Raw genomic sequence first — 13,615 nt, 5'->3', positions numbered from 1 at the left:
TTCATAGCCAGAATTGTTCTTTTGCGGCGTTCGGCATCGCTGCTACAACTGATTTATCTTTTCCCACAGAGATGAGAGATCGCGAACATGATTGCAATACAAGCGCCACAAACCTATCTGAATCGTGATGGCGTCATTCGTTCTGTCGGCGAATATGCAGCGCCCTACGCCAGCACTGTATTGATTATTACCAGCCCACAGGCGTGGAAAACGACGTCGGATGCCGTCGAACGCAGCCTCAGTGAATACGGCTTACGGTATCAGGTCGAATTGTTGCCGGGTGATTGCACCAAACCGGCAATAGAAGCGCTGACGGCACAGGCACGAGCATTCGGCGCAGAACTGATTTTAGGCATTGGCGGCGGGCGCGTGCTGGATGTCGCTAAAGCCGTCGGTGATATTCTGGGGCAGTTACCCGTCATCGCCGTTCCCACCATTGCCGCAACCTGCGCTGCGTGGTCACCGATCAGCGTGATATACAGCGAGAGCGGTGCACACAACGGCGCATTTCCGCTAACGCGCTTACCCGTGTGGGTGCTGGTGGACAGCGAGATCATCGCCCACAGCCCTTCACGCTATCTCAAAGCTGGTATCGTGGATGCCCTGGCGAAATGGTACGAATTTCAACCCTATCTGCGTCACGGCGATAGCGGATTGGCATTGGCGCTTAAAGCGCAGGCCGCCCGCCTGGCCGTAGAGACATTCAATACCTATGGTGAACAGGCCATCGCAGATAATGAACAACGTTTAGTCACGCCGGCTCTGCGCAGCGTGATTGATGCCGTTATCGCATTAGCGGGTCTGGCGAACAGCATGAAGGATGAGGTGCCACGCATTGGCGTCGCTCATGCGATTCACAACAGCATGACGCGCCTGCCAGAACTGCATGACTGGCTACACGGCGAGAAAGTGGGTTTTGGGCTAGCGGCACAGGCATTTCTGGAACACGATAACGACGCCGACCGCGAAGAGCTGTTCGCTCAGTTGCGCCGCTACGGAAGCCCGATCACGCTGAGCGCCCTCGGCCTGACTGAACGTCCACAGCTGGTTGAAAGCATCGCGCAGAACGTCAAAATCGCACCGAAAATTGCCGCCCGCCTGCCTTTTGCGACGGATGCCGAACGTATTGAACAGGCGCTGTGGCGCACACAAACGTTAGAAACCAACGAGATAAATAGCCACGCAGCATGACGGTGGATCCATAAAAGAAACGGGCACCTCGATCACTCGACGCGCCCGTTGCATAGGCTATGTAAACTAGTCCGGGATTATCCCTGCTGGACTGGCTCCGTGCTGATCCCTTTAAGCTCACGTTCATAGGCCAGTGCTTTCTGTTCATCGAACTGGTTTTCCCACTTGGCAATGACCAGCACTGCCAGCGCATTCCCCACCACGTTCAACGCCGTGCGCGCCATGTCGAGGATACGGTCGACGCCCGCAATGAACGCCAGACCTTCCAGCGGAATACCGACGCTGCCTAGCGTCGCCAGCAGCACGACAAACGACACGCCGGGTACGCCGGCAATGCCTTTAGACGTCAGCATCAGCGTTAACACCAGCACGATTTCCTGCCCAATCGACAGTTCGATGCCGTAGAGCTGTGCGATGAAGATCGCCGCAATACTCTGGTACAGCGTAGAGCCATCGAGGTTAAAGGAGTAACCGGTCGGTACCACGAAGCTGGTAATCGACTTCGGTGCGCCATAGGCTTCCATTTTTTCGATGATACGCGGCAGCACGGTTTCGGAACTGGCGGTGGAGTACGCGAGGATCAGTTCATCTTTAAGGATACGGATCAAGATGGTGATACGCAGCTTACACAGGCGTGCGACAATACCGAGCACCACCAGCCCAAAGAAGAAAATCGCGGCATAAACCAGCATAACCAGCTTGGCTAACGGCCACAGCGACGCAAAACCGAAGTTAGCAACCGTGACGGAAATCAGCGCAAACACCCCAACGGGTGCGTAACGCATGATCATGTGCGTCACTTTGAACATGGTTTCCGACACGCCGCGGAAGACGTTCAGCAGCGGCTCACGGTGATCTTTCGGCAATGAAGAGAGCCCCAGACCAAACAGCACAGAGAAGAAGATAATCGGCAGCATTTCGCCGTGTGCCATCGCCGCAAAAATATTCGGCGGGATCAGCGACAACACCGTCCCTACCAGACTGTGCGAACCACTCTGCACCTGCTCGGTGGTCTTTTGATACTGCGAAATATCAACGGCGGTCAGCGTCGACATATCGATGCCGTGACCCGGCTCGAAGACATTAGCCAGCGTGATGCCAAGGATAATCGCCACTGTCGTGATGATTTCAAAATAGAGGATGGTTTTGAAGCCGATGCGTCCGAGCTTTTTAGCATCCCCTACGCCTGCGATCCCGACAATCAGCGTCGCGATCACGATCGGGACAACAATCATTTTAATCAGGCGGATAAAGATATCGCCCGCAGGGCTAAGAATATTGCTGATGAGCCACTGGCGGCTTTCTTGCTGTTCATGCAGCACGGCACCGAGAGCAATACCCAGAACCAATGCGATAAGGATTTGCCAGGCAAGGCTGATTTTTTGTGTTTTCATCGTCATTTTCCGTTTTAAACTCCCCGCCATTACAAACATGGCGCTAGCGCGACTCCGGCGCAATGCGAACCGAAAAATCAACGTGGAGGTGACTGACTAGTGAGAAGGATGTCTGATTAGAGTAAGTTTTCTATTGTGATACCAAAATCGTTAACATAATTATTCAATAAAAACGCACAAGTATTTGTATCACCTAACAAAAATACAGAAATAAGTTATTGTTATGTCAAGGATGTTACTATCGCAGCACGTTCAGATCAAGCAGATTATCGGCACGATAAACCATACTTATGCTGAATCGAGCATAGAAAACGGCAGGCATCGCGGCGCAAGAAACCGCGACGAAATCGAAAGGAAAAGCCCTGCCCAGAGGGAAAACATCAGCCCGTAGTTTTACAGCTACGGACTTTTTCATCACATCCTCCAACCACTAAATTTTACTTATATTAGGATATATTGTCGCATTTTCTCAAAAAGCAACACCTTCACACCGTAATTATTAGAATAAAAATCACTAGTCAAGCAAAAATATTGAAATATCGCCAATTATTCGGGTAAACTACATGTGTAAAGGGAGAGGAATAGCCTAATAAAAGGGATGTAACATGCAATTATCAGAATATTTAAAATACAAAATGGAATCTGACAGAGTTCTTGCCACTCATCTGGACAGTATGGCAGATAAAATTAAAGATAATACAATAAAAATTGGTGATGACTTATACAGTGGCATAGAAAGAGCAACATGGTATTCATCCTGTTTTATAGAAAAATATAATTCTGACTGCCAGCAACTAAAATCTGAAAATGAAAGAATGTATTTGGCTATTAAACAGATATACAAGAGAAAAGATGTAATAATAGATATGCTAATAGAGTATCTTAAAATACTTTTAAAAGATACTGAAGAAAGAGAGCAAAAATTAATAGCTAAAGCCATATTAGGAGTATCAGTTGCATCAGAGTTCGCAACAAGCCGGGCAGTAAAAATGTCAGTCGCTTATCTGCTTGCAAAGCATATTGCCACTTCGTTGAATTTTTCACTATCCATTCGCAGAACGATTAATAAATACTCGCTGATAGGGCTGAGTGCTCTCACATTTCATGGGAAAGTTCAGAAGGCGGCAATGTCTGCACGGCACCTGCATGACGTATGTCCGGAGCTATACTGGTCTCTCTATGCTATGCAGGTTGAGATGTTATACTTCGTATTTGAAGAGCGCCTGTCTCCCTACGTGCCCAAAAATCCCTATGACAAAATCGATATCACAGAAGCAATAAACGGAATTCTAAAAAAATGAGCTTAAAAAAAATAATTTCTTATGCCGTTAAAGAGTTTATTAACACCTATACCACGATGGCATTAATGATTGTTTTTGGGGTTTTATTCTACGAATTCATCCCTGATCATTGGGGTAAGTTGACTCTTCTTTCAATTGTTATTATCATTTATGTAGACATAAAATTCTTTTCAAAAAAATCAGGCCGAAAATAATTCGGCCTTTAATATAATTTTAGTAGGCTACATTCTGCCAAAGCATGTAAGCACTTGTTCTTGCAATAACATGCTCCCATTCAATAGAAGCAAACTTGAATGATACGCTTTCCTGTGGCTGAACTTCATTATGTGTTAGTGAATTAGGGTAGAAAAAGCGGATATTGCTGATAAGTGCATCCCGAAGCTTCATCTTAAAATAAAGTTCATTTCCACCAGACTGCGCCGTTCGGTAGAACGAAAAAATGCACTCCAGCTTTTCCTTATCATTGATTGCTTGAGCGAACAATGGCGTGGCTTTATCAATTGGCTTTCGGATTTCTACAGGAAGCATTGAAATATTCTCTTCCCGACTAATGTTGTTCACCAACTCATAAACAAAAATTTCATTCTCATGTGCCGATTGATACTTATTGCCAATAGAGTCCAGAGATGAACATCCTGCTGATATCAGTCCCTGTTTTTCCCCAGTAACGCTAAGATAAATAAGATTGGACATTATGTCTCCATACAAAGAAGTTCCATTCTACGGTTCAGAGCCGTATTTCCTATTGCATGGATATAATACTCTCTCAGGTAAGGTTTTAAAACACGCCCTCTAGCAGGATAGTTGTCACTACTTAACATTTAACCAATTGGGGCGTTAAGGCTTGATTGTGCCTCGCTAACGTAAACAAGCGATCTTAGGTAAATTGCTGCCTCCTTTAAACATGACTATTGCTGAAGTGGCAAGAAGTGAAAGGATTAGTCTGCAAACGTTGTATAATTAGCGCAATAAAGGCAAACAAGAAGGTCGCCCTGTGCCCGGAAATAAATCCACCCAGAGCATTGGTCGGCAGAAGCAAAGCTTGCTACCGTGATTGAAACGGCGAGTGTAAATGAAGCTGAACTCAGCGAATATTGTCGTGAAAAAGGCTTGTATGTCGAACAAGTAAAACCCTGCCCAGTCAGAAAAAACGCTGGCTGGGCATCGGGTTAGGAAAACGTGTCATCAATCAGATTTGGTAATCAATCACTGCTTCATCGTTATCCGAGAACACCTTATCTTTAATGTCATCCAGCGACAGTTCTGTATTACATAGCTGAATAAATTTCCAGGCATAGTTACGCTGTAACTGACCCTTTTTCAGTCCCAGCCAGACCGTGTTAGCTTCAAACAGGTGCTCGGCATTCAAGCGCACCAGCCCTTTATCGCGCACGGGATCGTATGACATATCGGCCACAATCCCCACCCCGAGCCCCAGTTCGACATAGGTTTTAATCACATCCGAATCCTGTGCACTCAGCGTAATATCCGGCGACATCCCCACCGCCTGGAATGCACGATCCAAGCGAGAACGACCGGTAATGCCGTGACGATAGGTAATCAGCGGCTCCGCATTCAGCATTTCCAGCGTAATAACGGGTTCCTGCGTCAGTGGATGGTGCTCCGGCACAATCACCGAATGGTGCCAGCGATAGTAGGAGAACGCCGCCAGCGAGGGATCGTTAATCAACTGCTCACTGGCAATACCGATATCGGCTTCACCGGAATGGAGCATCGCTACAATTTCATCCGGCGTACCCTGATTCAGCACCAGACGCACCTGTGGATACAGCGAGCGGAAAGCTTTAATCACCGGCGGCAGGCTGTAGCGCGCCTGCGTATGCGTTGTCGCGATCACCAACTGACCAGTATCGTTATTGGTGAAAACATTCGCTAGCCGCCGGATATTGCTGGCGTCATTCAGGATGCGTTCTGCTACCACCAGCAGTTCTTTTCCCGGCTCGGTCATGCCTAACAGACGTTTGCCGCGACGGATGAAGATTTCAATCCCCAGCTCTTCTTCCAGCTCGCGAATGTGGCGACTCACGCCGGATTGAGAGGTAAACAGCGTATTCGCCACCTCGGTCAGGTTGTAATTGCACCGTGCTGATTCACGAATAATCTTCAGTTGCTGAAAGTTCACCTTTCACTCCCTTGTTCTTTATTACAGATAGCAATATTGATGCAAGTAATGAGAGCCAGAACAAATAAGCAAATGGAGTTGATTATATTTTTTTATACTAACGGTATGTCTGCCACATGGACTTACCTAACAAGGAATAGACATAAACATTAAAATCAAATAGTTAAATAGAATCACTTTTGTCCCACGCACGCCGCCAATCAACCATTTCGCTATGATTTATACCTTTCTGATCTATTTGTATCCGCGCTTTTATTCTCTTTTTCCCATATTTCTTCTCAAGCTAAATAGGACGCACGGCTTCAAGCTGATGTGCTATACCCCAAATAATTCGAGTTTCAGGAAGGCGGCAAGAGAGGGAATCCCGATGAGCTTACACAAGTAAGTGATTCGGGTGAGTGAACGTAGCCAACGCACATGCAACTTGAAGTATTACGGGTATATCACTGCTATGATGGCGGTCAGAATCAGAGAAAAGGTGGCAGCATGCAGGGCGTACCGGAACACTTTACCGATGAAAGAGACTATGCCCAGTTCCGGCATTTGCCGACGTTGCCCGGCATTGAGCTTTACCACGCACATATCTGCCGTTATGCCTTTGAGCCGCACACGCATGAGGCGTTCGGAATCGGCACCATCGACGACGGCGCGGAGCGATTTCGCTATCGTGGTGCCAAGCATATTGCGCCTGTCGATTCGTTAGTTCTGATGAACCCTGATGAGCTGCACACCGGGGAATCCGCGACGGAAGATGGCTGGCGCTATCGCATGATCTACATCCCACCCGATGTGCTGGAGAACATCTCCGGTGAGAAAGGCTGGTGGTTTACTGACGTTGTGCGCCACGATCCCGCTACGGCACGTCAACTGGCGATGACGCTGGCCGCCATGTGGCAGACGACCGATCCCTTAGCGAGTGAAAGCCTGCTGCTGTCACTGATTGCGCTTTTCCGGCCTCACGCGCGTATTGCACAGCGTCAGATTATTGAACCGTTCCATCGCTTTGATGTGGTGAAGGCTTACTTACGGGAAAACTTCGCCCATACGGTTACCTTAAAAGAGCTGGCGGCACTGGTTTCCCTCAGCCCGTACCACTTCCTGCGCCAGTTCAAAGCCCAATTTCACGTCACGCCCCACCAGATGCTGATGGCGATTCGGCTGTATGAAGCCAAACAGATGCTGACGCGCGGTATGCCCGCTGCCCATGTCGCCGTCGCCGTCGGGTTAACCGATCAGGCGCATCTGACTCGCACCTTTGCCCAGCGCTATGGCGTCACGCCCATTCGCTACCAAAAGCAGGTGTATCCGCTCCAGCGCTAGCCGTCGCCGATGACAAACAGCAATATCCTACAATAATTCGTTACCGACTCTCCCTAGACTGGGGCGATGCACTATTGTGAACAAACGGGTTTATCATGCTGATCGGTGTTTTATTTGCGCTTGCTGCCGGGTTGATGTGGGGACTGATTTTCGTTGGGCCGTTGCTCGTACCGGACTACTCTGCTGCCTTGCAGTCCACCGGACGCTATCTGGCTTTTGGATTGATTGCCTTACCGCTGGCGTGGCTCGATCGCCGCCGTCTGCGCCAGTTAACCCGCAGCGACTGGCTGGAAGCCACGAAGCTCACGATTATCGGTAATCTGCTGTACTACTTTCTGCTCGCCAGCGCGATTCAGCGCACAGGTGCCCCGATCTCGACGATGATTATCGGCACCCTGCCCGTGGTAATTTCTGTCACCGCAAATGTGTTGTACAGCAAACATGATGGCCACGTAGCCTGGCGTCGGCTGCTGCCCTCGCTGCTGCTGATTGCGGCGGGATTGGTCTGCGTCAATATTGCAGAGCTGAAGGGAAGCACGGCCACATTCGATTTATGGCGTTATGCCAGCGGCATTGTGATGGCTTTTCTCGCCGTGATTTGCTGGACCTGGTATCCGCTACGTAACGCCCGCTGGCTGCGCGACCACAAAGGCAATACGCCGACCACCTGGGCCACAGCGCAGGGGCTAGTCACGCTACCGCTGGCGCTGTTGGGCTATATCGTGGTGGGCAGCTATCTGGCGCTAACGGATAGCACCTTTACACAGCCGTTCGGTCCACGGCCTGAGGTCTTCATCCCGCTGATGCTGGCGATTGGGCTGTTTTGTTCGTGGATCGGTACGCTGTTCTGGAACGAAGCCAGCCAGCGTCTGCCGACGGTACTGGTAGGGCCGCTGATTGTGTTTGAAACGCTGGCGGGGCTGACCTATGCCTTCATCATCCGACAATCCTGGCCGCCGCTGTTGACGCTCTGCGGCATCACCTGCCTGATTGTCGGGGTGATTTACGCCATGCGGGTGAAACCGGAACCGGTGATTGTGGAAGTTCAGGTGCCGGTTTCACGGGCAGAGTAAACGCACGCCGGACATGCTGTGGAAATAAGCCGGTCGTCTTTATGTCCGGCTTGCCAGCTTCTGAAACAGCTCGGTCAGTTGCGCTTCATCCCTTGCCCCTTGATGCTGGTCGGTCACCTTGCCGTTCGCATCAATAATAAATGACGTTGGCGTACCGCTGACCTGATAGCGCTCTTTGGTTATACCCAGTTGATCGCGCACCACCGGATAGGTCACGTTATGGTGTGCCAGCATTGAAGTGATATCCACGCCGTCAGGATCGGTGTTCACCGCCACAACGACCACTTTATCGCCGTACTCCTTGCTCAACTTCTCCAGCGCCCCCATTTCAACCATGCAGCCACCACAGCCTGATGACCAGAAATTCAGATAGACGCTTTTCCCCTGCCAGCGCGACAGCTCTACCTGCTGCCCCGCCAGATCGTAGGCGGCGAGCGCCGGTGCCTGCGCCCCGACGCTAACCTGTTCTTCCTTACAGCCGCTCAACGCCAGTGCGCCCAGCAGGCAAAGTGCGGTCATACCGTTACGCCATCTCATGATGATTAACCTCTTCACCGAAATACTTGCCGTGTTGCAGGCGGATAATACGGTCAGCAAACCGCCCCAATTCAGGATTGTGCGTCACCATCACAATGGTGCGACCCTGCCGATGCAGATCTTTCAGCAGATCCAGCACCCGTCGTTCGTTCTCTTCATCCAGATTTCCCGTCGGTTCATCGGCAAAAATCACCGGAGGTTCATTCACCAGCGCACGGGCGATACAGACACGCTGCTGCTCTCCGCCGGAAAGCTGGCTCGGTAAGTGATCGACGCGATGCGCCAGCCCAACCTGCTCAAGCACGCGCTGCGCCGCCGCTTCATCCACCACGCTGTGGTAGTGCTGCGCCAACATCACGTTCTCTAGCGCAGTCAAAAACGGAATCAGGTGGAATTGCTGGAATACCAACCCGATTTTATCGGCACGGAACTGACGTCGGCCTTCCTCATCCAGCCCAGCGGCATCGATACCGTCCAGCAACACCTGCCCTTCGCTCACCGTATCCAGACAGGTAAGAATATTCATCAGCGTGGTTTTACCGGAACCGGACGCGCCCATGATCGCAACAAATTCGCCGCGTGCGATGCGGATATTGATATCTTCCAGCGCGGTAACCTGACCAAAGCGTTTATAGAGCTGGCGAGTTTCAATCACCGCCTCCGCTGCCTGCGCCCTTTCCTGCGCGTTCACCTCTACAGACATCGACCTACTCTCCTTTCAAGACTTTGGCTGGTTCAACGTAGATCGCCCGCCGGGTAGGAACCACTGCCGCGACGGCAGCAACCAGTAACGACAGCCCCAGCGTGAGCGGGAACACCGGTAACCGCAGCGAAATCGTTGCGTTGAATACGGCCATACCCAGCACCTGTGCCAGCAAATACCCCAACAGCGAACCGCATAACACGGCTGCCAGTGCGATGATGCCGGTTTCCGCCAGCATCTGCCGGATGATGTCTCGTCCGCTCGCGCCCAGCGCCTTCTGTAGCGCAAATTCGCGCGCGCGTTCACCGACAATCGCCATCAGCGTGGTATTCACACACAGGGAAGACAGCACGAGGATCACCGCCGATACCAGCCCCATCAGCCCTTTGATTTTATTCAGTACCTGGCCTTCCGACGCCGACACCTTCAGGATCGGGCGGATCTCCAACTGCGGATATTGCTGCTGGAGCTGTGCGGCAAAGCGATCGACCTGCCCCAGATCGTTACTGACGCTCAGCAGGGCATTACTGATCGCACCTTCTTTATCCAGCCACTTTTGTGCCAGCTCCAGATTCACGATTAGCATGTTGTCTGTCGCATCACCCGATTCCACAATGCCTTTAATCTGCAAACGTTGCTTCCCGCCATCGCCCACCAGCGTGATGCTGTCGCCGACTTTAACGTTCAACCGCTCCGCCAGTTTCACGCCGATCATCGCATTGCGGTCATCGAAACTCACGCCAATCCAGTTACCCGTGACCTGCCAGTACGGTGCCAACTGCCTCAGCGATTCGAACCACACGCCCATCAGCACCACTTTTTCCAGCTCCGTACGTGCCATGCCGTACAGATAAGGGCTGGATGCATTAATCAACCCAGCGGGTGCGTTGTCGATGATCGGCTGAAACGTACTCTGTAGAATCGTATTGCCCCGCGCCGGACCGATGTAAAAATTCGCGCCAAAAGTGCGCAATTCCTGACTCATCTTGGCGTTAATATCGAAATAGACGGCGGACATCGCTGTCACAATCGCCGCCCCGACCATCAGCGCCGCGAACACGACACTGACGCGCTGCATACGCAGTCGCAACGCACGGAACACCAGCCGCCAGAACATACTGTTCATCCAGCCATTAGCGCCCATACAGCACCTCCACCGGATACAGTTTGGCGATCCGGCGCGCCGGGAACCACGTTCCGATGATGGCGATCAGCATTGAGATCACCAACACACAGGGGATAACGATCCAGGCAAAACTCAACGGTACGCCGAACAGCATCAGGCCAATAGCTTTCGCCAGCCCCCAGCCTGCAACACAGCCTACGATACCACCGGCCAGACCGCTCAGCGCGGCTTCGAGATAAAACAGCAGCATGATCTGCCACTGGCGCGCCCCTAGCGCTTTCATCAGCCCGATCTCTTTGGCTCGTTCCATAATGGTGCTCGTCATCAGCGAAGCAATCCCCATCGCGGCCGCTACCAGCGCGGCGAAGGTCACCACCGCCAGAAGCAATTGGATCTTGTCGATCACCACGCCTTCCGACGCGGCGACCTGCCAGATAGGACGCACCACCGAGCCAGAAATCGCTTCTTCCAACTGGTGAGCAATCGAAGAGACATATGCGGTGCAGTACCAGAGGTCATACTCTTCGGCATTCAGCGCTTCCAGATTTTCCCGCGCCCGCCGCGACAGTTCATTTTCCGGCACGGTCAGCGCCGACACGCGGATAGCCTGAATTTTACCCGCCAGCCCCAGCAGCGATTGCACCGTTGCCAGCGGCATCACTAAACGGCTTTCTTCATCACCGCCGCTGCTCAGAATGCCGCTCACCTCTACCGTCGCGTCCCCTTTTGCACCGTGCAACGCGAGTTTATCCCCGACTTTCCAGCCCGTTTGCGCCGCCAGTTGTTTTCCCACCAGCGTTTGCGCCACATTTTCCGTCGTTATGGGTTCCTGCGGCCACTGCCCGGCCACCTGCCAGTAAGGGCTAACGGTCATTTGTCCCGTGCGATAGTCTTCTTCATCCGGCACCGCAACAGGCTGAGAAAAGAAGGTACCCAACACGGCAACGGGCTGACCATTGATCTCGACATCACCGCTCAGCAGCGGCGCAAAGCCGACAATGTTATTGCGCCAGAAGATATCCTTGATATTCGGCAACTCGGCTTCATCGAGGAAATCTTGCCCTTCCAGTGGATTACTGCGTTCGCCAAACAGCGCGGGTAGCGCCGCTTGCCCTGCTGGCTCAATCAAAATATTCGCACCGTAGGACTTCAGCTCGCGCGCCATTTTATCGCCGATGTCGATGGACACCGCCAGCAGCGCGGAGATCAGCCCCGCCGCCAAAAACACGGTGAGCACCGCCAGCGATTTACGCCGAATATTTCTGCGCCAGGACTGACGTAACAGTCGCCATAGCATGATTATTCCTCCTCAGCCTGCTCGCCAGCCGCCGCTTTGGCTGTGGCAAATTTCGCGGGACTTTCGCGGAAGCGGTTATAGTTGGCCTCCGACGAGAAGAAGTACGTTTTACCGCCGTAGCGATATTTATGTTCGGCATTCACGTTGGTGAGTTTGGATCCATCAACCGGATCGATAACGTCCATCGACACCACCGTCGAGAAGTAATTCGTGCCTGCCGCCAATGACGCTCGTCCAATCACCAGCTCATTATCGTCGTTGCTCCAGCCTTCAATCGGCACCGGATTACAGCCGCCCGCCTTCCCGATAGAAGGAATGAAAATATGCACGCCGCAGGCGACACAAATCACCTGATTGCCTTCCATCACATAGCCCTGATCGCCGCACAGCAAGCAGGCGTCAAACACCACGCCCAGACGCAAGCGATCGGGATAGCGGTTAATGATGAAAAAGCGCACGGCCTTGCCGTCATCGGCAATCCACACGAAGCGATGCAGCTTGCCATCACGCACTTGCTCAATCGGAATATGTACTTTGCCATCGGCCGCCAGTGTCACGGGCTGTGCTTCCGACAGACGAGGCGGCTGCGAGGCGACCTTATCCCAATAAAGCTGGGCCAACACCACCACCAACAGCGCAGTGACCGTCGACAACAGCATGCGGCGCAGCGTGCGATAGCCTGCTGTCGCTTTACGCTTTTCAATCGCCTCATGTGTAGCCAGCATCTGGCGACGCGCATGCCGCAGCGGCCAAACCAGCCCGGCAACCAACACCGCCATGAACAAGGCGCTGAGGTAATTTAATAAATACGCGCTGTTGGTGACGTGCGCCACATAGCTCAGGCGCGGCTTGGTCAGCCCCAGCGCCTGTAATTTCATCAACAGCAGCAGCAGATTGCCGCTTATCGGCAACAGCAGAAGCGCAACCAACAGCGCCAGAAGCGGCCAACGCAGTAAACGAATGCGGCGCGCAATCATGCCGCACAGCGCGGCACAGAACGCCAGCCAGCCAAACGCCAGCAGCACGGCGCTGAAATTCAGCAGCAGATCGGTATTCACGACATGAGTGGTCGTCAGCGCGGTCAGATTGGGATCATTGCCCCAATGCACCGCCGCTCCCGCCACCAACAGCGCCTGCCACAAATAGCCAAGACGCGGGTGAGAAAAATACTGACAGACCAGAAACAGGATCAAGGCAAGCGCCTGAAGCGCCGTAAATCCCAGCAGAAATGCTTGCCCGTTAGGAAAATGTACGCCAATAAACGTCCCGACAAACAGCGCCAGCAGGGTGATCCAACCGAGCGATCTGACCGTCGGCGTAGAACGATGGCTCCAGTTCAGCCCCAGTAATAGCGCTATCGGCAGGAAGGATTGGAGGGTCGTGATAAAAAAATTCATATATACCCGTCACCTTTCGAGTTGCAGGTGCGTCGGTTGAGCGCAATGCCGGGTGGCATCAGCACGCTAGCCGGAAAATCACCGCCTCTACAGGCAACAACTGTGTACCCGCAGAGGCGTGAACATGGCCGCG

At 52.3% G+C, this 13,615-nt stretch carries 12 protein-coding genes and 1 pseudogene; 5 read left to right on the top strand and 8 right to left on the bottom strand.

The window, feature by feature from the left end:
• The first annotated feature begins 87 nt into the window (after positions 1-87).
• On the top strand, positions 88-1,191 hold the full coding sequence (locus KKH3_RS06245) for an iron-containing alcohol dehydrogenase family protein (RefSeq protein WP_039357049.1): 1,104 nt from the start codon (positions 88-90) through the stop codon (positions 1,189-1,191).
• Between the two features lie 77 nt (positions 1,192-1,268).
• Here KKH3_RS06245 and gltP read toward each other — a convergent pair whose 3' ends face one another.
• Positions 1,269-2,585, bottom strand: a complete 1,317-nt coding sequence (gltP, locus tag KKH3_RS06240) for a glutamate/aspartate:proton symporter GltP (RefSeq protein WP_039357047.1) — start codon at positions 2,583-2,585, stop codon at positions 1,269-1,271.
• Positions 2,586-3,190: 605 nt separating this feature from the next.
• Here gltP and KKH3_RS06235 point away from each other — a divergent pair.
• Positions 3,191-3,886, top strand: a complete 696-nt coding sequence (locus tag KKH3_RS06235; protein ID WP_039357043.1) for a hypothetical protein — start codon at positions 3,191-3,193, stop codon at positions 3,884-3,886.
• A 213-nt stretch (positions 3,887-4,099) separates the two neighbouring features.
• Here the strand turns inward: KKH3_RS06235 and KKH3_RS06225 are convergent, their stop codons facing one another.
• Positions 4,100-4,579, bottom strand: a complete 480-nt coding sequence (locus KKH3_RS06225; protein ID WP_039326242.1) for an Hcp family type VI secretion system effector — start codon at positions 4,577-4,579, stop codon at positions 4,100-4,102.
• A 181-nt stretch (positions 4,580-4,760) separates the two neighbouring features.
• Between KKH3_RS06225 and KKH3_RS22430 the strand changes: the two are divergent.
• Positions 4,761-5,017: pseudogene (locus KKH3_RS22430) on the top strand (IS3 family transposase); the annotation flags it as partial.
• A 58-nt stretch (positions 5,018-5,075) separates the two neighbouring features.
• Here the strand turns inward: KKH3_RS22430 and cbl are convergent.
• Positions 5,076-6,029, bottom strand: coding sequence for an HTH-type transcriptional regulator Cbl (gene cbl, locus KKH3_RS06220; RefSeq protein ID WP_039357035.1), 954 nt, complete (start codon positions 6,027-6,029; stop codon positions 5,076-5,078).
• Positions 6,030-6,515: 486 nt separating this feature from the next.
• Between cbl and KKH3_RS06215 the strand changes: the two genes are divergently transcribed.
• Positions 6,516-7,349, top strand: a complete 834-nt coding sequence (locus tag KKH3_RS06215) for an AraC family transcriptional regulator (protein ID WP_039357034.1) — start codon at positions 6,516-6,518, stop codon at positions 7,347-7,349.
• A 95-nt stretch (positions 7,350-7,444) separates the two neighbouring features.
• Positions 7,445-8,422, top strand: a complete 978-nt coding sequence (locus KKH3_RS06210; protein ID WP_039357032.1) for a DMT family transporter — start codon at positions 7,445-7,447, stop codon at positions 8,420-8,422.
• A gap of 39 nt (positions 8,423-8,461) precedes the next feature.
• On the opposite strand, the gene KKH3_RS06205 is transcribed toward KKH3_RS06210, so the two are convergent.
• The 5 genes from KKH3_RS06205 to KKH3_RS06185 are packed head-to-tail and all read right to left on the bottom strand — an operon-like array spanning position 8,462 to position 13,482.
• Positions 8,462-8,959, bottom strand: a complete 498-nt coding sequence (locus KKH3_RS06205) for a TlpA family protein disulfide reductase (protein WP_039357029.1) — start codon at positions 8,957-8,959, stop codon at positions 8,462-8,464.
• Positions 8,946-9,662, bottom strand: a complete 717-nt coding sequence (locus tag KKH3_RS06200) for an ABC transporter ATP-binding protein (protein ID WP_039357027.1) — start codon at positions 9,660-9,662, stop codon at positions 8,946-8,948. Before KKH3_RS06200 ends, KKH3_RS06205 begins: the two co-directional genes overlap by 14 nt.
• A 4-nt stretch (positions 9,663-9,666) precedes the next feature.
• A complete protein-coding gene (locus tag KKH3_RS06195; protein ID WP_039357025.1) occupies positions 9,667-10,806 on the bottom strand; it encodes an ABC transporter permease in 1,140 nt (379 codons plus the stop codon).
• Positions 10,796-12,085 (bottom strand): ABC transporter permease, encoded by a 1,290-nt coding sequence (locus tag KKH3_RS06190; RefSeq protein WP_039357022.1) that lies wholly within the window; start codon positions 12,083-12,085, stop codon positions 10,796-10,798. Before KKH3_RS06190 ends, KKH3_RS06195 begins: the two co-directional genes overlap by 11 nt.
• 2 nt (positions 12,086-12,087) lie before the next feature.
• Positions 12,088-13,482, bottom strand: a complete 1,395-nt coding sequence (locus tag KKH3_RS06185) for a Fe-S-containing protein (protein ID WP_039357019.1) — start codon at positions 13,480-13,482, stop codon at positions 12,088-12,090.
• Positions 13,483-13,615: the final 133 nt, after the last annotated feature.

Origin of the sequence: Pectobacterium actinidiae, from assembly GCF_000803315.1 — a bacterium.
Taxonomy (GTDB): domain Bacteria; phylum Pseudomonadota; class Gammaproteobacteria; order Enterobacterales; family Enterobacteriaceae; genus Pectobacterium; species Pectobacterium actinidiae.
This window is presented reverse-complemented; position numbering and strand designations above follow the sequence as displayed.